The following is an 18,774-nucleotide window of genomic DNA, read 5'->3' on the forward strand; positions in this document are numbered from 1 at the left end:
TTGCCAGCTTTTTTTATGGTCTTGGAGTATAAGTTGCTTGTTGACTAGGTAAATACGTAATTTCTTCTGGAAATTCTACGTAATCTAAGTAGATCATTAATAGTAAATAGCGTTTTCCTGATTGCGGTTCACTAATAACGATATGGTCACGGCCGGCTGCTTCAATAATACCTGTATAAGATTGTGTACCAAGGGAACTGCCACGTTCATAAGTCATTACAACTGTAGCTTGCTTACCTTTGTTTAAACGAAGGATATTTTCAATATAGGATTGCTCTAGAGGTAACATGCCTTGAGAAATTGCATATTGAGCTTGCGCAGCTTGAGCTGTTTGTTGTTGCATTGCTTGCTGTTGTTGTTGAGTCATTTGTTGTGGTTGGACATAAGTTCCAGATGGTTGATAAAAACCTGTTCCATAGTACGGATTTTGTTGCTGTGCCATTCAAAAATCCCTCCTCATTTTCATCTCTTAATATACGCTAGGACAGTCTTCACCAGATGGTTGGAAGAAGCAGTGCTTTTTGAAGCGACCAGAGTTTTGTTGGTTATACCAAGTTGGTGGACAAGGACCTTCAGGTCTAAAGAACCATAAGGCAAAGTTAGCGGGCCAAAAACGTTGTCCTTGAATAGTTCGCCTTGCTAAGGCGATATCTTGTTCACGGGCTCTTTGATAAAAATATCCTTTTTGTGTTGCCTCAAAACCACCAGGATTTTGATACACCATTTGACGTAAATTACGAATACTTTTAAAGTCTAAACAATTTCCGCGGACACGATTTACCCCAACGTTTCCGACCATTAACATTCCTTGTTGCCCTTCTCCTTCGGCTTCAGCACGCATCAGTCTAGCTAACAACTTTACATCTGCTTCGTTATAAGCAATAACACCCATTATGTGTCACCTCTCTTTTTGTAATACCTTTTGGAAAGAGGTTTATTTCTAGATGAAGTGTGGAACAATTACTAGTTCATACGTATGAGAAAAAGGACTCAGATATGACAACCAAACGAAGTTTTACATTGAGAGAGGAAAATAAAAAAAGCTAGCGTGAGCTAGCTTTTCATCATTAAAATACTTTAGACCATAAGTTTGAGAAGAAATCTCCAATAGAGCGCATTGTTAGCACAAACCAATTTGCTTTTTCAACTTCCTCTGTTGTTTTTGCAGTAACTTTCATACTTTTACTACCGTCTAAGAAACCATATTTATCAGTTGATGCTAAAGTAATTGAGCCTACTTTAGCATCTTTCTTAACAGGAGCAACTAAATGTCCATCTTCAGCAAGAGATTTATCTAATTCAGTCCCAATTTTATAAGGATCTTTGCTACCTTTTTTCGCAATTACTGTTATTTCTTTTTCAGGTGCAACCGTTACTTGATCTTCTTTCCCTTTTACTACAGAGATTGTGTTATTTTTATCAACCTTGAGCTTTTGTTTTTCGAAGTTATTAAATCCATATTCGATTAATTCACGAGATTCTGTGAAGCGCTCGTCCATTGATTTCGTTTTAATAATAACCGAGATAAGACGTAAATCACCGCGTTTCGCAGTAATAGTAAATCCATATCCAGCTGTATCAGAACTTCCTGTTTTTAAACCATCAGTACCTTCATAAGCGAAGGCAGCTCCTGGTAACATCCAGTTCCAGTTTTCCATACGAATTGGTTTTGGATGATTGTCTGGGAAGTTTCTAAATCTTTGTTTTGTATCCTCTAGCATTTCTGGATACTTTGTAATCATTACTTTTGAAAGTATACCCATATCGCGAGCTGACATAGAGTTTTCTGCATTTGGATCAGTACCCTCGGGATGTTTCCCTTTTAAGTCAGCGTTATTTAAACCAGTAGCGTTTACAAATTTATATTTCTTTAACCCTAGTTTTTTTGCATGTTCATTTGCAAGATTTAAGAAGTTTTTCTCACTTCCTGCAAGTAGCTCTGCTAAAGCAATACTAGACCCGTTTGCAGAGAAGATAACAATAGAATGATATAATTCTTTTACAGTATATTGACGTCCTTTCTCAAATGGTACGTTAGAGAATTCATTATTACGTGAGACTTCATAAGCGTAATCGGAAATATTTACTTTCGTATCCCAAGTAATTTTCCCTTCTTTAATTGCTTCTAAACCAGCGTAAACAACAATTAATTTTGACATACTAGCAATAGCTAGCAGTTCGTCTGGGTTTTGTTCATGCAGTATTTTCCCTGTATCTGCATCAAATAGAAGTGCAGCAGCAGCTTCTATTTGTATTTTTTCTTCCGCATGGGATGTTGTTACTCCTAAGGAAAAAATTGACAATAGAAGCGCTAGTAAAATAGACAAGATTTTCTTCATATAAATTATCACCTTCGCATCGTTATTAGCATATAGCTCGTACCATTTTAGCATGAATTTGGATATAGAAAAGTTACAATTTTGTAAGGGATTTGTCGGTTTTTGTTCGAATTTGCGGGAAAAAGGAGTTTTTTGAGGAGAAATATAGAGGGAAATAAAAAAAGGAACGAATTTCGTCCCTTTTTCAATATTATATGTGTAAAAATTTCTCTACTTTTTCGTCTGGTAAGATGTTTCCAACGAAGAATGTTCCGAATTCACCATAACGAGCACTTACTTCATCAAATCGCATTTCATATATAAGTTTCTTAAATTGAAGAACATCGTCAGCGAATAATGTTACGCCCCACTCGAAATCATCGAATCCAACAGATCCTGAAATAACTTGGCGTACTTTCCCTGCGTATTGGCGACCAATCTTGCTGTGACTGTACATCATTTTTTTACGCTCTTCCATAGGAAGCATGTACCAGTTGTCATCACCTTGGCGACGCTTATCCATTGGATAGAAGCAAATATGATTTGCTTTCGGTAATTCAGGATATAAGCGAGCTAAAATTTGTGGATTTTGATATGGATCCTCATCAGCTGGAAGGTAGTTGCTTAGTTCAACAACAGATACGTAAGAATATGCAGGAACCATATATTCAGCTAATGTTGTTTTATTCAATTCTGTCTCAATTTCATTTAACTCTTCCATTGTTGGACGTAAAATCATAAGCATAATATCAGCTTTTTGACCAACAACTGTATACATTGCGTGACTACCTTTTTTCGCAGTAGCTACTTCGTTCCATTTTTCAACGACATTTAAAAATTCAGACACTGCTTGTCCGCGTTCGTCGCTAGATAATGTTTTCCATGCAGCCCAATCAATAGAACGTAAATCATGTAAACAATACCAGCCATCTAACGTTGTTGTTGCTTCACTCATTCTATTCACCTCAGTTAATGATAGTTTTACACGTTAACTATAGCATATATAGTTTTAAAATCATCTATATAAAACCTTGGCGCATAAAATTGTCACATTTAAGTGTTTAAGCGAGGTGAATTTAACGTCTGAATTTTATGAAAATATAATCATTTTTATTTTATCTATTTTTTGGGAGCTATAAGTTTAAAATATAGAAGAAAAGCAGTATTCTTAAAGATAGAGTTTTTTAACATATGTAGGAGGGGTTATTCGTGAGCAACTTATTTACAACAGTAAAAGAAAAAGTTCAAGGAAAAGGCATTTCTATCGTACTTCCTGAAGGAACTGATGAAAGAATTTTAGGCGCTGCAGAGCGTTTAGCAAAAGAAGAGTTAGTAAAACCAATCTTAGTTGGTAATAAGGAAGAAATTAGCGCAAAAGCTGCTAGCATGAATTTAACATTAGCAGGCGTTGATATTTACGACCCAGCTACATACGAAGAAATGGATGCAATGGTAGCATCTTTCGTTGAACGCCGTAAAGGTAAAGCAACTGAAGAAGACGCTCGCAAAATCCTTAAAGACGAAAACTACTTCGGTACAATGCTTGTATACATGGGCAAAGCACACGGTTTAGTAAGTGGTGCAGCTCACTCTACAGCTGATACAGTTCGTCCGGCACTTCAAATTATTAAAACAAAACCAGGCGTTACAAAAACTTCTGGCGTATTCATCATGGTACGTGAAGAAGAGAAATATGTATTCGCTGATTGCGCAATTAACATTGCACCAAACAGCCAAGATTTAGCTGAAATCGGTATCGAAAGTGCGAAAACTGCTGAGTTATTCGGCATTGATCCACGTGTTGCTATGTTAAGCTTCTCTACAAAAGGTTCTGCGAAATCTTCAGAAACAGAAAAAGTTGTAGAAGCAACTCGCATTGCAAAAGAAATGGCTCCTGAGTTAACTTTAGATGGAGAATTCCAATTCGATGCTGCATTCGTACCATCTGTAGCTGAGAAAAAAGCTCCAGGTTCTACAATTAAAGGTGATGCTAACGTATTCGTATTCCCAAGCTTAGAAGCTGGTAATATCGGCTACAAAATCGCTCAACGTTTAGGTAACTTCGAAGCAGTAGGACCAATCTTACAAGGTTTAAACATGCCTGTAAATGACCTGTCTCGTGGATGTAACGAAGAAGAAGTGTACAAGTTAGCTTTAATTACAGCAGCTCAAGCACTTTAATTCTAAAATGAATTAGTATGGAAAATGACCACCCTTAGGGTGGTCATTTTTATTTTTCTAAGCCAAGTGCTTTATTATTACGATCAATAATACGTTGTAAATTCGTCTCATATAAAGGAATCTCATCTATTGTTAATTGAGATGGTGTTAACTTTGGAGCGAATTGCTGCAATGTTTTTAAAAGACGCATCATTAAATCTTGTACTGTAATGGTTTCGCCAAGTAATTCTGAGAGTGAGGCCATCGTACTTGGTACAATTTCAGGGTACGTAAAGCGTGTTTCTTTTCCTTGAATTGCTAGGTTGTAGAAATCACGAACGAGTGCGGCACGCTCAGAGCCACTTCCGGTAGCACAGAGATAAATTTGGACAGCGACACCGCCGCGAATACGACGTTGTGAAATACCAGCGAATTTTTGATCGCGAATACTTAAGTCATAACTACCAGGACAGTAAGAGCCAACAATTTCTTTTGCCTCGATAGTAACGTTGTCATCCTTTAACATCTCCTTAATTAAATGCCACATCGTATCGTATCCAAGATCAATATCGATACCTTTTTCTGTTTCTTGGAATAAAAGTGATACGTTTAAAACACCTTCATCAAGCACGACTGCAAGCCCGCCAGAATTACGAACAATAACATTGAAGTTGTGTTGTTTTAAAAAAGAAATACCTTCTTCTAAATGCGGAAGGCGTGAATCTTGAATGCCAAGGACAATTGTATTGTGATGAACCCAAGAACGCATTGTTGCGGCTGACTTGCCATTTCCAATGCTTGTGCATAATGTGTCATCCATTGCGAATGACTGAAGTGCATGGAATGTTGGTCCCAAACTAGACTGATCTACAATGCGCCACTCTGGCTGAGATAAAATGGAACGGGAATTGCTCATATAACTAACCCCTTATCTTTAAAATGACAATCTCTATTATAGCAAAAAATGAAGAATGGAGTTTTCTCACATATAAAGGAGGAGCTTAAAGGTGAAATAATAAAAAGGATGCATTACATGCATCCTTTTTATTCTGCAATTTTTTCTAAATTACCGTTTCGGTCCATTCGGAAAGATGTTTGAGAACGTTCTTCGTCATCCATGACTGCCAATTTACGAGCTCGGTTCATAATGTTCATAAGTGTTTCGTAATCTTCTTGTACAGTATGAGATTGCTTTTCTAACTTTTCTAGTTTCTTTTCTAGTTCCTCATTCCGAAGGATTTGTGCTTTAATTTCTTGTTTCAATCTCGTATTCTCGTTTTCAAGAGCTGTCACTTTTATATTTGAAGATCCGACTGTTTGTAAAAAATAAATAACATCTTGCATTGTCATAGAGCTTCTTGCAGCAGGAGCAGTAGATTCTTGATATGGAATAGCTTCTTTATATTGTACGATTGATTCCTCTTGTACTAATTCTTCATAATCAGTTATCGAATCTGAAGCTGGTGGTGTATAAAGTAAACGTTTTTTCGCTTGTTCACCGCTTGCAGCACGCATTTTATCTTTACGATGTTTTTTTGCTAGTTGAAGAGCTTGTTCATAGCTATAGCGAACGACAGCATTCCAGCGGAAACCACAAGCAGCAGATGTACGATTTAACTGATCTCCTACTTCCTCAAATGCATTTAATTGCGTACTTCCTTCTCGAACATGACGAAGTACCGTTTCAGCAAGTAATAAATCATCCTCATCTGTCCAAGCATCTTGTCTTACTTTCATAGATTCAACTCCCTTTCTTTTTATGAACTTCCTATTTTTATAATGGGCAAAAAAATAAACTTTTATACAAAGCTTTTAAAAATATGGTAGATTTCGATGAAAGGTAAAAATTTTCCCATGAATGGTGAGCGCTTCTGTAGGAGAGCATATAAATATGTAGCATTATGTAGAGAATAGGCTTTGTAGGGAAACTTGCAACGAGCTTCAAAGAGCGGTAAAATACCATTTAGTGTTTATTTTTAAACGAACTTGAGAAAAGTTTAAAATAGAGGAAGTGTTATATAATGGGAAACGAATTTCGCGTGTGCGATGACTGTCAGGCAACGAACGTTAAAACGTTAGTTCCGAAGTTAAAAAAAGTAGATTCATGTGCAACGATTGAAGTTGGATGTCAGTCTTACTGTGGTCCTGGTCGTAAAAAATCATTCGCATTTGTAAATAACCGTCCAGTTGCGGCTCCAACAGAAGATGAGTTAATCGTAAAAATTGAAGCAAAGTTAAATAAGTAAGAAAAAGAAGAGTGAAAAGATTACTCTTCTTTTTTTATGCCCATAAGAGGAAAGATTTATTCTGCGAAAGTACTCTTGTGTGGACGAACGTTTTCTAAAGGATGGATATAACTTTTGTATTAAAGTTCCAATTTATATAAATTTATATTTCAAAATAATGGTTGACAGTCTTTTAAAGCGATAGGTAGAATAGAAGTGTCTGATTCTGAGAATCATTATCAGGAAAATAACAATTCACCTAATTTTTTTATTACTATTTGAGAATAAATTTCATTTTAATAAATATATGTTGTTGGTTAGGATGGTTGAGGGATGGAAGCGAGCGCAAGCAGTATAGAACAGCAAGAAGAGAATGTTAAAGAGATTAAGAGCAGACCGCTCATCGCTTCTATTATTTTAGTAGCGGGTACAGTTTTGTTAGCTTTAAGCATGGCAGTTTCTATTTCTTTTGGGGCTGCAGATATTAGTTTAAAGACTGTATGGCAAGCTGTATTTCAGTTTGATGGATCTATTACACATCATAACGTAATTCAAGAGCTTCGCATGCCTAGAGCAATAGGGGGCGTAGTTGCAGGTGCCTTTTTAGCGGTATCAGGAGCAATTATGCAAGGCATGACGCGAAATCCACTTGCTTCACCATCGTTAATGGGAATTACAGATGGGGCTGTATTTGGAATTGCAATTATGTATGCATTTTTCCCTAATTCACCTTATTTAATGTTTGTTATCGCATCTTTTATTGGAGCTGCGTTTGGTGCAAGCATTGTATATGGAATTGGGTCTTCTTCACCAGGTGGATTAACACCTGTGAAATTAGCTTTAGCAGGTGCAGCTATTAGTGCTTTATTAGGGGCAATTTCATCTGGAATCGCATTGTATTTTAATCTTGCCCAAGAGGTGAGCATGTGGAATGCAGGCGGAGTTGCTGGAGTGAAATGGCAAAGTATTAATATGTTAGTGCCAATTGGCCTTGTTTGTCTTTTTATCGCAATTATGATGTCGAGATATATTACAATTTTGAGCTTCGGTGAAGAAATTGCAATTGGACTTGGTCAAAATACGACATTAATTAAATTTATCGGAACAGTACTTGTTCTTGTTTTAACGGGTTCCGCAGTTTCCATGGCAGGATCAGTAGGGTTTGTTGGTCTTGTAATCCCGCATATGACTCGTTTCCTTGTAGGCTCGGACTATAGATGGGTTATTCCATGTTCTGCGGTCTTAGGCGGGCTGTTAATTGAATGTGCAGATATGTTATCTCGCGTTATTAACCCGCCATTTGAAACGCCAATTGGAGCAATTACAGCGCTAATTGGGGTTCCATTCTTCCTCTACTTAGCACGTAATGAAGGGAGAGGAAAGATGTGAGGACGAGTGTCTTAACAAAAAAGAACATTTCTATATTAACGATTTTAGTAGGACTAATCGTTTCTATATTTCTTATTAGTTTAAATACAGGAACTTTTAAAATACCCCCAATGGACGTATTAAAGTCATTGGTTGGACTAGGGGGTGAAGATCAGTCTGTTATTTTATTTGAATTCCGTATGCCGCGTATGGTAATCGCTATACTAGTCGGATCTGCTTTAGCTATGTCAGGTGCGATTTTGCAAGGTTTATCACGAAATCCACTTGCTGATCCAGGTATTATAGGGATTAATGCTGGAGCGGGATTAACAGTTGTTATATTCGTCTACTTCTTCTTCGGGAAAGTAGGGACTGGTACATTTTTATCTGTATTCATTCTTCCATTTTTCGCACTAGTTGGAGCGATATTAGCAGCGGTAATTATTTATTTATTAGCATGGAAAGACGGCGTTTCATCGACTCGATTAATACTAGTCGGTATTGCCGTTGCAGCTGGATTTGGAGCTGTTAGTTTAATTTTCTCTATGAAGATGACATCTAACGATTTTCGTTTTGCTACGATTTGGCTGGCGGGAAGTCTATGGGGTACAGATTGGAAATTCGTATTAAGCGTACTTCCATGGATGGTTATTTTCTTACCGCTTGCTATAAGTAAAGCACACATATTAAATGTAATGAACCTAGGCGATTCTACAGCAGTTGGCCTTGGTGTAAATGTAGAAAAAGAAAGACGTAAATTATTATTTATTGCAGTTTGTTTAGCGGGTGCATCTGTTGCTGTTGCCGGTGGAATTGGCTTTATCGGTTTAATGGCCCCGCATTTAGCAAGGCGCCTTGTTGGTGGCAAACATCAAATCATGTTGCCCACAGCTGCGCTAATAGGAACGTTTTTACTTTTATTCGCAGACGTAATTTCAAGAAGTGTACTAACAACTTCAGAAATACCAGTTGGTCTTGTTATTTCTGTAATTGGTGCACCGTATTTCATTTATTTACTTATGAGGACAAAATAAAGGGAGGCTTTTCGTATGGCAACTTTAGCGGTTGATGCGGTATCTGTTGGCTATAATGAAGGTTTAATTATTGATGGATTAACAGTTGAAATTCCGGAAGGGAAAATTACAACAATTATTGGGCCAAATGGTTGTGGGAAGTCCACATTATTAAAAACGGCGTCTCGTATTTTGAAGGCAAAACAAGGTACTGTTTATCTTGACGGAAAAGCAATTGAGAAACAGCCAACGAAAGAAATTGCAAAGAAAATGGCGATTTTACCACAAACTGCAGAAGTACCAACGGGTCTTACTGTATTTGAGCTTGTGTCATACGGAAGATTCCCTCATCAAAAAGGGTTTGGCACGTTGAAAGAAGAGGATTATCGCTACATTAACTGGGCACTTGAAGTGACAGGAATGAAAGAATTTGCGAATCGTCCAGCAGAAGCGCTATCTGGTGGTCAACGTCAACGTGTTTGGATTGCAATGGCTCTTGCACAAGGAACAGAATTACTTGTATTGGATGAACCAACAACGTACTTAGATATGGCTCATCAATTAGAAGTATTAAACTTATTGAAAAAGTTAAATGAAGAAGAAGGTAGAACGATTGTTATGGTTATCCATGACTTAAACCACGCTTCTCGTTTCTCAGATCATATGATTGCATTAAAAGCAGGTAAGTTAATGAAACAAGGAACACCAGATGAAGTTATGACAAGTGAAACACTTCGTAACGTATTTGAGATTGAAGCTCAAATCGTTCCATGTCCAGTAAACTGTAAGCCAATTTGCTTAACATATGATTTAGCGATGATTAGTAATCAATTGCGTAAAAAAGCTTAAGTAGAACCCCCTCGTGAAGAGGGGGGACTTCTAATGGACGTTGAGCTTCTTATATAAGAATGGGAAGTTGAACGCCCGTTAGAATGGGGTATTAACAACAATTAATAAAAATATATTGATTAATTGTTATCTTCGTTTCTTATAGTTCATTGCAACTTATAAGATAAATACAGCTAGAAGGAGTGGGAACATGAAGAATTTTAAAATGGCACTATTAGCAATGGTATTAGTTGTGACTTCTGTACTATTTGCTGCTTGTTCTAACAAAGAAGAAGAAAAGAAAGCAGATGCAAAGACTGAAGAGCGCACTGTAAAACATGCAAAAGGGGAAATTAAAATTCCTGCAAACCCAAAGAAAATTGCTGACCTTAGTGGTTCAACAGAAGAATTATTAATTTTCGGTATGAAACCGGTTATTACTGCTAATACATCTCAAGAAAAAATTGATGCACATATTGAAAAGAAACTAAAAGACGTTAAACCAGTTGGTTCTGCTTGGGGCGATAAAATTAACATCGAAGCAGTAGCTGCTGCAAAACCAGATCTAATTCTTGTAAATAATCGTCAAGAAAAGATTTATGATCAATTATCTAAAATTGCACCAACAGTTATGTTAAACACTCCATTAGATCAATGGCGTCCAAAATTCGAAGAAGTAGGTCAAATCTTCGGTAAAGAAAAAGAAACAAAAGAATGGTTCAAAAAGTATGATGAAAAAGCAAGCAAATTACATGACAAAATCGTCGCTAAAACTGGTGAAGCAACATTTATGAAAATGGCTGCGTATCCAAATGCTTTCCGCGTATACGGTGACTACGGTTACGGTAGCGTAATCTTTAATGATTTAAAACTACCAGCAGTTAAAGGTACACCAACTGATAAACCACTAGTACAAGTACAAAAAGAAGCTTTAATCGATTACAACCCAGATTACTTATTCGTATTTACAACTGGTGACGGTTCTCAGCGCTTAAAAGAATTCCAAGAAGAATCAATTTGGAAAAACATGAACGCTGTTAAAAACAACCACGTATTCACAATTAAAAATGAAGACTTAAACAAAGGTTACTTCCCATTAGGGAAAGATATGATCTTAGACGAAGTTGCTGAATTCGTTTTAGGTAAATAATGTATAAAGGAAATCACTTTTACTTCGGTAAAGGTGATTTTTTCTTTTTATAAAGGTAATTAATACAGTCTTTCATTTCTTTCTGTTTCTCATTTCGTTTATAATATAAAGTAAGAATGTAGTAAAGAAAGGGGGATGTCGGAAAGTGGTATATTTAAACGACAAACTCAGCGAAACAAAAGTGTTTAAAGACCCAGTACATAAATATGTGCACGTGCGTGATCGTGTTATTTGGGATTTAATCGGAACGAAAGAATTTCAACGCTTGCGCCGTATTAAGCAGCTTGGAACGACATTTTTTACATTTCACGGTGCAGAGCATAGTCGCTTTACTCATTCGTTAGGTGTATACGAAATTATTCGTCGTATGATTGATGATGTGTTTGATGGCAGACCAAATTGGAATGCTGAAGATAGATTGTTATGTTTATGTGCGGCATTACTTCATGATGTCGGTCACGGCCCATTTTCTCACTCGTTTGAAAAAGTATTTTCATTAGATCATGAGAAATTTACGCAAAAGATTATTGTTGGCAATACGGAGATTAATGATGTATTAAGTCGTGTTGATAAGGAGTTTCCACAAAAGGTAGCAGATGTAATTGCAAAAACGTCTACTAATAAATTAGCAATTAGTATGATTTCGAGCCAAATTGATGCGGATCGTATGGATTATTTATTAAGAGATGCTTATTTTACAGGCGTAAAGTATGGAAACTTCGATATGGAACGTATACTGCGTGTAATGCGCCCGTATGGGGATCAAGTAGTCATTAAAAATAGTGGTATGCATGCTGTTGAGCATTACATTATGAGTCGTTATCAAATGTATTGGCAAGTATATTTCCATCCGGTAACGCGAAGTGCAGAAGTTATTTTAACGAAGATTTTACACCGTGCTAAATCATTGCACGAGAAGTATTATACATTTAAAAATCATCCTGTTCATTTCTATTCTTTATTTGAAGAAGAAGTAACAGTAGAGGATTATTTAAAGTTAGACGAGAACGTTATGTATTACTACTTCCAAGTATGGCAGGAAGAAGAAGATCCAATTTTAAGCGATCTATGCCGCCGTTTTATGAATCGAAATCTATTTAAATATGTAGAGTTTACAGATAAACACGGTTTAGATAATTGGATGGAATTAAGTAGTTTATTTAAAAAGATTGGACTTGATCCGGAGTATTATTTAGTAGTTGATTCAACATCAGACTTACCGTATGACTTTTATCGTGCAGGAGAAGAAGAAGAGCGTTTGCCAATCCTACTTCTTATGCCAAACGGAGAGCTTAGAGAGCTTTCACGTGAATCGGATATTGTTGAGGCGATTACAGGTAAGAAAAGAACGGACCAAAAGCTATTCTATCCACATGATTTAATCTATGAAGATGGAAGAAAAGGAAAATATAAAGAGAGAATTATTGAGTTGTTAGAAGGAAAGAAATAAGAAGCAGCTAGTGGCTGCTTCTTATGAAAAACTTGAAATTATTTGTCGCTTAAGCGTTTTCCGCCAACTGCATAATGATTCTTAGACATTTCTTCGATGAAAACAACGATGTTTTCTTCAGGAGCACCAGTTGTTTCGCTTACTGCTGCTGTTACTTTCTCAGCAAGAGCTTTCTTTTGTTCTTCTGTGCGTCCTTCTAGCATTTTCACTGTTACGTATGGCATGTACAATCGCTCCTTTTATATAAGTTACACTCTTATTATAGCGGATTATGGGGAAGAACAATCGAAAAAACAAATAATTTCTTTTTTTGACATATGGAAGAGGAGATGAAGTATGGATCAGTTATTTAGATATCCATTGCACGAAATTCCGTTGGTAGCAATGGCGATTATTATTGCATTATCCGTTCATGAATTTGCACATGCATATGTTGCATATAAATTTGGGGACGATACAGCAAAGAGACAAGGGCGTTTAACGTTATCACCGATGGCTCATTTAGACCCTATCGGTTTGATTGCAGTATTAATTCTTGGATTCGGTTGGGCAAGACCGGTTCCTGTTAACCCATATAACTTTAAAAGACCGCGTCTTGCAGGCATATTAGTTTCAATTGCAGGGCCGATTAGTAACTTAATTTTAAGTGCAATTGGTTTAATTATTTTGTATAGCTTAGCAGTATTTGGAGTGTTAGATGCAGTTCCAGTTGCAGTAGCTGAAACATTAGGAAAGTTTTTTGAGCTCTTTATTATGTTAAATATTGTTTTACTTGTATTTAATTTATTACCGATCCCGCCACTTGATGGGTATCGTGTAGTGGAAGATTTAGCACCAGCAAATATTCGCGCGAAAATGACACAGTATGAAAAATATGGAGCGATTGCGTTATTAATTCTCGTTATTACACCGCTTAGTAATTACACAATTCAACCTATTTTCCAGGTAGTTATTCCGCATGTATTAATGTTTTTACAAAGTATCATTGCGCCTATTTTTGGCCTTTTATAATTTTTAAGTGAGGAGGATTTTACATATGACAGAGAAAAAGAAAAAAATCGGTTTTAATATTGTGAAAAATGATTCAACAGATGGACATGGTGGATTTGGTGTTGGGGCATTAAGCCTAGAAAACATTTCACCTGTATTTGTTGATGTACTAGAGAAAACCGCATTCGTTGATATCGGTGCGATGCATGCGCGTAGTACAGTAGAAAAAGGTATTAAGTTTTTAACAAATAAAGATGAAGTTCCAAACGGAAAACCATTTTGGCTTGTTTGGGTAACGATTGAAAGAACTGCAACTGGTGCTTATTACGCAGGTGTAACAGCTTGTGAAATGACAGTAGACCGTGAAATTCGTCGCGGATATAAATCACTTCCAGAACACGTAAACAAAATGGATAAATCAATGAAGCGTCACATTATGGTTGACCATATGGATGAATCATCTAAAAAAGTACTTGGTACGTTCTTGAAAGAACATAATGAAGCGATTTGGAACGAATCTAGTGAAGAATTGCGCCTTGCATTATTAAGTGAATAAAAAATAGCTGACGGATGCCCGTCAGCTATTTTTTTTACCAAGGAAGATATTTTTTCCACCAACTTGTTTTTTTCTTTTCTTCAGTCGTTTTTTCAAATTCTTCTTTATCATCGACGTGATCCATACAATATTCAGTCGGTTCGGTACCTTTAGCGAAATACATTTTCACAGAAATAGGACAATTTTTTGTAGCAATTTTACCGTTCTCTGGGTTGATATTAACCGCTACGACGTCACCTGGTTGTTTAAATTCTTTTTTGGGCTGTCCATCTAAGCCTTTCTCCATCGTATCAGTCCATATTTTCTTCGCATATCCTTGTTCTGCTACGTTTGAAATAGATTTAGGTTGATCATATCCGACCCATACACCTGTTACGATTTGCGGAGTAAATCCGATCATCCAACTATCCGTTTCAGTAGAACCAGATTTTCCGGCATATGTTCTTGATAATTTTGATAACATCGATTGGCCAGTTACAGCAGCATAACTGCTTAGTTTCTTATTAAACATACCGGTCATCATTTCTTCCATTACAAACGCTTTGCTCTTGTCGAGAACTTGTTTACTCTCTAAATGAGCATCGTATAATATATTTCCTTCATGATCCATAATGCGGCGAATGAAAGTAGGTTTTACTTCTTTTCCACCGTTTGCGAACATGCTATAAGCGTTAACCATTTCAATTGGTTTTACGGGTGATGTGCCGAGAGCTAGAGAAGGCACATCTTTTAATGCACTTGTAATTCCAAATTGTTTTGCTGTTTTTGCGAGTGCGTCATCTCCTAAAAATAAATTCGTTTTTACAGCATATATGTTATCAGAGACTGCGAGAGCTTGTGCCATCGTTACAAAATCATCTGCATAATAATCTTTATAGTTTTTTGGTTTATACTTTGAAACGCCGTCACCTAAAGTAAATACAGTATATTCGCTTTTTAAGCGCGTAGCAGGCGTGAATCCTCGTTCTAATGCTGCATAATATAGAAATGGCTTAAATGTAGAACCAGGCTGACGAACGGCTTGTGTAGCCCTGTTAAATTGACTCGTAGTATAATCAGTTCCGCCAACAAGAGCAGCCACTTCACCTGTCGTTGGATTCATAGAGACGAGAGCAGTTTGTATGTTTGTTGTGTCAGGTATATGATCTTTTACAGCTTGCTCTGCTACAGCTTGTAGTTTAGGGTCTAGCGTTGTATAAATTCGCAAGCCACCCCGTTGTAAAGCTTGTTCGTCTAATCCAACATCACGAAGAAGCGAAGCTTGTACAGCATCTTGGAAATATGGTGCGACCTCTGCTACTTTTTTCGTATCTAATGAGGCAAAAGTTAGTGGCTCTTTCTTCGCTAAGGCTGCTTGTTGCTTCGTAATATATCCTTGTTCGACCATTTCATCTAATATGAGAGCTTGTCGTCCTTTAGCACGATCCTCTTTCAAAAAGGGAGAATAGACACTTGGCCCTTTCGGGATACCTGCGAGCATACTAGCTTCTGCTAATGTTAAATCTTTTGCTGTTTTATCGAAATATAGACGGGACGCAGCTTCGATTCCATAAGCGCCATGTCCGTAATAAATTGTATTTAAATATCCTTCTAAAATATGATTTTTATTATAGTTTACTTCAAGGCGGACAGTGTACATTGCCTCTAATAATTTCCGTTTCCACGTTTTATCATGATCTAAATACAGATTACGCGCGTATTGTTGTGTAATTGTACTAGCTCCTTGTACCTTTGCCATCGCTTTTAAATCAGCAACAATTGCACCCGCAATCCGTTTCACATCGAAGCCGTGATGTTTGTAGAATCGTTGGTCTTCGATAGATAGTGTCGCCTCTTTTACATAAGGAGAAATTTCATTGAGAGATACATTGTAACGTTTTTGAATTTCATTACTTTGTCCAATAACAGTATCATCGTTTGCGTAAAAGACGCTTGTTTGCGGGACCGCAACAGGAGGAGGTCCCATAATTTTTGCGACTATAATAATAACAAAAAAAGAAAAAACGAAGAAAAGGACGCAAGAAAACATTGCGGTGAAGAAAAGACGTTTATATTTTTTAAGTTTTGGATTCATAGTCTGATCCATCTTTTTTCAGCCCCTCATTAATACAAGCGTTATTGTATTAGTATTGAGGGTTTTCATTTATTTTAAACAATGAAATTTCGAAAATAAAAAGCTCCTTCCATTAAGAAAGGAGCTCAAAGGCACGTGCTGGCCAATCGGTAATGATGACATCTACACCATAATCAATCATAGTTTGTAAATCTTTGTATTCGTTAATTGTATATGGACGGAAAACATATCCTTGCTCTTGTGCTAATTGCACAAATTCTTTCGTTAATAGCTGGAAGTTTGGATGTAATCCACTTGCTTTTCTCTGTTTTGCTTCGGCAATTGGATCAGCAATCGGTGTATCATATAAAATTGCTCTTGGGATTTCAGGAGCAATTTCTGCTAATAATGAAACAGAGTCATGGTTAAATGATGAAAATACAATTTGATTAGAAAGATGATATTCGCGCACAAGTGCAACAGCTTTTTCCTCAATATTTGGGTAATGAATAACATCTGTCTTTAATTCAATATTTAGTTGTAAGTTCGTTGTGGAAAGCCAAATGAAAATCTCACGCAACGTTGGGATTTTTGCTTCATGGAAAGAAGGGTCTTTATAGCTACCAGCGTCCAATGATTGTAGTTCCTCTACCGTTTTTTCCGAAACAAGTCCAACGCCATTTGTTGTACGATCGACGGTTTCATCGTGAATTACGACAAGTTCACCATCTTTTGATAAGTGGACATCGAGTTCAATTCCGTGAGCGCCAATGCGTTCTGCTTCTTGGAAGGCAATCATCGTATTTTCGGGATGTGTACCTTTTACTCCGCGGTGAGCGAAAATAAGTGGTTTACTCATGTGAAATTCTCCTTATTATCTCTTTTCTTTCATTATGAAACTGCTTTAGGGAAAATACAATTGAATATGATAAACATTTACAAAAGTCTAACAGTTGCAGAAAAGTTAACGTTAACGTAAAATGTAATAATCAAGTGAAGGGAGGAATAAACATGTATAAAATTGATGAAGTAACAAAGCAAGTCGGTTTAACAAAACGTACACTTCGTTATTATGAGGAAATTGGTTTAATTCATCCCCCAGAACGTAGTGAGGGGAATATTCGTCTGTATACGGATGAGGATATTGCCAGAATTAAAAGAATTGTAGAAGCGAAAGAAGTGCTAGGAATCACACTTCAAGAAATGCAGCATTTCTTATCACTAAAAGAAAGAATGGAGCAAAGAAGAAATAGCGAGAACCCTCGTGATCGTGAAGTGATTCAAGAAATTAAAGATATGCTTGAAAAACAAGTGCAAACGTTAGACGAAAAAATGGAGCAAATGCAACGTGTAAAGGCAGAACTTGAAGATAGTTTACATCGTGCAGTAACATTTTTAGAGAGCACAAAAGGAGAGTAATCAAAATGGAGAGCAAACAAAAACTAGGGAGATTGATTACAGTGGTGGCTACCTTCCTTGCCTTTTCGGGTATAGGAGTAGTCGACCCAATTTTGCCGATTATTGCAGAGAAAATTGGTGCAACGCATTGGCAAGTTGAAATGTTATTTACTGCTTATATTTTAACGATGGCAATCATGATGTTACCAGCTGGTATATTTGCATCAAGATTTGGTGATAAACGGATGATGACAATCGGTCTTGCGATTGTGACTGTATTTGCGTTTATATGTGGTATATCGCAAACGATTGCTCAATTATCTCTTTTCCGTGCTGGATGGGGATTAGGAAATGCGATGTTTTTTGCTACAGCAATGACGCTGTTAATAGCATTAAGTAAAGAAGTTCATGAAGCAGTAGGATTATACGAAGCAGCGATCGGCTTAGGTATGGCTGGGGGGCCGTTATTGGGTGGAATATTAGGTGGACATTCTTGGCGTTATCCATTTTTCGCGACGAGTATTTTAATTTTCTTAGCATTTATTTTAGTATTCTTTTTTGTAAAAGAACCGGAGCGAAAAGTGAAGCGTAAGGCTGCTGGCGTAGGAGAATTACTTAACCTGGTGAAGTATAAACCGTTTATGCAAGGTGCGATTTCAGGAATGTTATACTACTACGGATTTTTCGTTGTGTTAGCATATTCACCACTTATTATGCATTTATCAGCTATTCAATTAGGCTTTGTATTTTGCGGATGGGGATTAGCGTTAGCTTACGGTTCTGCAATTTTAGCACATAAGCTAGAAGGGAAATATGAACCAAAAACATTATTGAAGGGTAGTTTACTTGTATTTGCGATTTTCTTAATTGCACTATTCTTTGTGAAAATTATGTGGTTACAAATTACTCTTATCGTTTTATCAGGATTAGCATCTGGCTTAAACAATGCATTATATACAAGTTATGTAATGGATATTTCACCTTATGAAAGATCTGTTACGTCAGGTGTTTATAACTTTGTTCGTTGGTTAGGGGGCGCAATTGCTCCGATTTTATCAGGAATTATCGGTCATACTGTTTCACCACAAAGCCCGTTTTTAGTAGGTGGAATTGTGGTGTTAGTTGGTTGTATTATGATCCTAATTCCAATTCGTAAACCAGTAGAAATAGAGACAAAAGCCCTTTCTTAAGAAAGGGTTTTCTTTATACATATATGTTAGAACCCTCTGACTAAAATATATTTTCGGTATTTTTGTACTTTTAAC

Annotated in this window: 20 protein-coding genes; 11 read left to right on the top strand and 9 right to left on the bottom strand. The window is 36.7% G+C overall.

Annotated elements, in window-relative coordinates:
- Positions 1-13: 13 nt before the first annotated feature.
- From gerQ to hemQ, 4 genes are all read right to left on the bottom strand, one after another.
- Positions 14-442, bottom strand: coding sequence for a spore coat protein GerQ (gene gerQ, locus AC1Q8L_RS19825; RefSeq protein WP_000068652.1), 429 nt, complete (start codon positions 440-442; stop codon positions 14-16).
- Between the two features lie 27 nt (positions 443-469).
- Positions 470-892 (bottom strand): cell wall hydrolase CwlJ, encoded by a 423-nt coding sequence (gene cwlJ, locus AC1Q8L_RS19830; RefSeq protein WP_000538155.1) that lies wholly within the window; start codon positions 890-892, stop codon positions 470-472.
- Positions 893-1,067: 175 nt separating this feature from the next.
- Entirely contained in the window at positions 1,068-2,339 is a 1,272-nt protein-coding gene (locus tag AC1Q8L_RS19835; protein WP_098311680.1) for a serine hydrolase, read from the bottom strand.
- A gap of 190 nt (positions 2,340-2,529) precedes the next feature.
- Positions 2,530-3,273 carry a hydrogen peroxide-dependent heme synthase gene (gene hemQ / locus AC1Q8L_RS19840; RefSeq protein ID WP_001287595.1) on the bottom strand — a complete coding sequence of 248 codons (744 nt, stop codon included), beginning with the start codon at positions 3,271-3,273 and terminating at the stop codon, positions 2,530-2,532.
- Between the two features lie 254 nt (positions 3,274-3,527).
- Here hemQ and pta point away from each other — a divergent pair, with 254 nt between their 5' ends.
- Positions 3,528-4,499, top strand: coding sequence for a phosphate acetyltransferase (gene pta, locus AC1Q8L_RS19845; protein ID WP_000067217.1), 972 nt, complete (start codon positions 3,528-3,530; stop codon positions 4,497-4,499).
- A 49-nt stretch (positions 4,500-4,548) separates the two neighbouring features.
- Here pta and lipL read toward each other — a convergent pair whose 3' ends face one another.
- On the bottom strand, positions 4,549-5,394 hold the full coding sequence (gene lipL / locus AC1Q8L_RS19850; protein ID WP_000071941.1) for an octanoyl-[GcvH]:protein N-octanoyltransferase: 846 nt from the start codon (positions 5,392-5,394) through the stop codon (positions 4,549-4,551).
- 128 nt (positions 5,395-5,522) lie between these two features.
- Positions 5,523-6,215: an RsfA family transcriptional regulator gene (locus AC1Q8L_RS19855; RefSeq protein WP_000868358.1), complete on the bottom strand. Its 693-nt coding sequence runs from the start codon at positions 6,213-6,215 to the stop codon at positions 5,523-5,525.
- 284 nt (positions 6,216-6,499) lie between these two features.
- Between AC1Q8L_RS19855 and AC1Q8L_RS19860 the strand changes: the two genes are divergently transcribed.
- The 6 genes from AC1Q8L_RS19860 (at position 6,500) to AC1Q8L_RS19885 (ending at position 12,512) form a co-directional block, all read left to right on the top strand.
- Complete coding sequence (locus AC1Q8L_RS19860) at positions 6,500-6,724, top strand: YuzB family protein (RefSeq protein WP_000526079.1); 225 nt, start codon at positions 6,500-6,502, stop codon at positions 6,722-6,724.
- A gap of 312 nt (positions 6,725-7,036) precedes the next feature.
- Positions 7,037-8,092 (top strand): FecCD family ABC transporter permease, encoded by a 1,056-nt coding sequence (locus AC1Q8L_RS19865; protein ID WP_000388296.1) that lies wholly within the window; start codon positions 7,037-7,039, stop codon positions 8,090-8,092.
- The gene (locus AC1Q8L_RS19870) at positions 8,089-9,105 is read left to right on the top strand and encodes a FecCD family ABC transporter permease (protein ID WP_001260759.1); all 1,017 of its coding nucleotides are present in this window, start codon (positions 8,089-8,091) and stop codon (positions 9,103-9,105) included. The genes AC1Q8L_RS19865 and AC1Q8L_RS19870 overlap by 4 nt, the downstream gene beginning before the upstream one ends.
- 15 nt (positions 9,106-9,120) lie before the next feature.
- Complete coding sequence (locus AC1Q8L_RS19875; protein ID WP_000212068.1) at positions 9,121-9,933, top strand: ABC transporter ATP-binding protein; 813 nt, start codon at positions 9,121-9,123, stop codon at positions 9,931-9,933.
- 190 nt (positions 9,934-10,123) lie between these two features.
- Positions 10,124-11,062, top strand: coding sequence for an ABC transporter substrate-binding protein (locus tag AC1Q8L_RS19880; protein ID WP_000787724.1), 939 nt, complete (start codon positions 10,124-10,126; stop codon positions 11,060-11,062).
- 145 nt (positions 11,063-11,207) lie between these two features.
- On the top strand, positions 11,208-12,512 hold the full coding sequence (locus AC1Q8L_RS19885) for an HD domain-containing protein (protein WP_000262741.1): 1,305 nt from the start codon (positions 11,208-11,210) through the stop codon (positions 12,510-12,512).
- Positions 12,513-12,550: 38 nt separating this feature from the next.
- Here the strand turns inward: AC1Q8L_RS19885 and thmT are convergent, their stop codons facing one another.
- The gene (thmT, locus tag AC1Q8L_RS19890; RefSeq protein WP_001147171.1) at positions 12,551-12,736 is read right to left on the bottom strand and encodes a 2-hydroxymuconate tautomerase; all 186 of its coding nucleotides are present in this window, start codon (positions 12,734-12,736) and stop codon (positions 12,551-12,553) included.
- A 112-nt stretch (positions 12,737-12,848) separates the two neighbouring features.
- Here thmT and AC1Q8L_RS19895 point away from each other — a divergent pair, with 112 nt between their 5' ends.
- Both AC1Q8L_RS19895 and AC1Q8L_RS19900 read left to right on the top strand, forming a co-directional pair.
- Complete coding sequence (locus AC1Q8L_RS19895; protein ID WP_000372443.1) at positions 12,849-13,523, top strand: site-2 protease family protein; 675 nt, start codon at positions 12,849-12,851, stop codon at positions 13,521-13,523.
- Between the two features lie 25 nt (positions 13,524-13,548).
- Entirely contained in the window at positions 13,549-14,058 is a 510-nt protein-coding gene (locus AC1Q8L_RS19900) for a YwhD family protein (RefSeq protein WP_000136682.1), read from the top strand.
- A gap of 34 nt (positions 14,059-14,092) precedes the next feature.
- Here the strand turns inward: AC1Q8L_RS19900 and AC1Q8L_RS19905 are convergent, their stop codons facing one another.
- Both AC1Q8L_RS19905 and AC1Q8L_RS19910 read right to left on the bottom strand, forming a co-directional pair.
- A complete protein-coding gene (locus tag AC1Q8L_RS19905) occupies positions 14,093-16,144 on the bottom strand; it encodes a transglycosylase domain-containing protein (protein ID WP_000372960.1) in 2,052 nt (683 codons plus the stop codon).
- A 100-nt stretch (positions 16,145-16,244) separates the two neighbouring features.
- Complete coding sequence (locus AC1Q8L_RS19910) at positions 16,245-16,970, bottom strand: glycerophosphodiester phosphodiesterase (protein WP_000042783.1); 726 nt, start codon at positions 16,968-16,970, stop codon at positions 16,245-16,247.
- A gap of 152 nt (positions 16,971-17,122) precedes the next feature.
- Here AC1Q8L_RS19910 and AC1Q8L_RS19915 point away from each other — a divergent pair, with 152 nt between their 5' ends.
- Positions 17,123-17,530, top strand: a complete 408-nt coding sequence (locus tag AC1Q8L_RS19915; RefSeq protein WP_000276560.1) for a MerR family transcriptional regulator — start codon at positions 17,123-17,125, stop codon at positions 17,528-17,530.
- Between the two features lie 5 nt (positions 17,531-17,535).
- Entirely contained in the window at positions 17,536-18,699 is a 1,164-nt protein-coding gene (locus AC1Q8L_RS19920) for an MFS transporter (RefSeq protein ID WP_000444233.1), read from the top strand.
- Positions 18,700-18,774 lie beyond the last annotated feature (75 nt).

The sequence above is a fragment of the Bacillus sp. GW823-FHT06A11 genome (assembly GCF_058795355.1).

Coding starts and splice junctions, on each gene's coding strand:
- gerQ (WP_000068652.1), bottom strand. CDS start 442: ATGGCACAGCAACAAAATCCGTACTATGGAACAGGTTTTTATCAACCA.
- cwlJ (WP_000538155.1), bottom strand. CDS start 892: ATGGGTGTTATTGCTTATAACGAAGCAGATGTAAAGTTGTTAGCTAGA.
- AC1Q8L_RS19835 (WP_098311680.1), bottom strand. CDS start 2,339: ATGAAGAAAATCTTGTCTATTTTACTAGCGCTTCTATTGTCAATTTTT.
- hemQ (WP_001287595.1), bottom strand. CDS start 3,273: ATGAGTGAAGCAACAACAACGTTAGATGGCTGGTATTGTTTACATGAT.
- lipL (WP_000071941.1), bottom strand. CDS start 5,394: ATGAGCAATTCCCGTTCCATTTTATCTCAGCCAGAGTGGCGCATTGTA.
- AC1Q8L_RS19855 (WP_000868358.1), bottom strand. CDS start 6,215: ATGAAAGTAAGACAAGATGCTTGGACAGATGAGGATGATTTATTACTT.
- AC1Q8L_RS19860 (WP_000526079.1), top strand. CDS start 6,500: ATGGGAAACGAATTTCGCGTGTGCGATGACTGTCAGGCAACGAACGTT.
- AC1Q8L_RS19865 (WP_000388296.1), top strand. CDS start 7,037: ATGGAAGCGAGCGCAAGCAGTATAGAACAGCAAGAAGAGAATGTTAAA.
- AC1Q8L_RS19875 (WP_000212068.1), top strand. CDS start 9,121: ATGGCAACTTTAGCGGTTGATGCGGTATCTGTTGGCTATAATGAAGGT.
- AC1Q8L_RS19880 (WP_000787724.1), top strand. CDS start 10,124: ATGAAGAATTTTAAAATGGCACTATTAGCAATGGTATTAGTTGTGACT.
- thmT (WP_001147171.1), bottom strand. CDS start 12,736: ATGCCATACGTAACAGTGAAAATGCTAGAAGGACGCACAGAAGAACAA.
- AC1Q8L_RS19895 (WP_000372443.1), top strand. CDS start 12,849: ATGGATCAGTTATTTAGATATCCATTGCACGAAATTCCGTTGGTAGCA.
- AC1Q8L_RS19900 (WP_000136682.1), top strand. CDS start 13,549: ATGACAGAGAAAAAGAAAAAAATCGGTTTTAATATTGTGAAAAATGAT.
- AC1Q8L_RS19905 (WP_000372960.1), bottom strand. CDS start 16,144: ATGGATCAGACTATGAATCCAAAACTTAAAAAATATAAACGTCTTTTC.
- AC1Q8L_RS19910 (WP_000042783.1), bottom strand. CDS start 16,970: ATGAGTAAACCACTTATTTTCGCTCACCGCGGAGTAAAAGGTACACAT.
- AC1Q8L_RS19915 (WP_000276560.1), top strand. CDS start 17,123: ATGTATAAAATTGATGAAGTAACAAAGCAAGTCGGTTTAACAAAACGT.
- AC1Q8L_RS19920 (WP_000444233.1), top strand. CDS start 17,536: ATGGAGAGCAAACAAAAACTAGGGAGATTGATTACAGTGGTGGCTACC.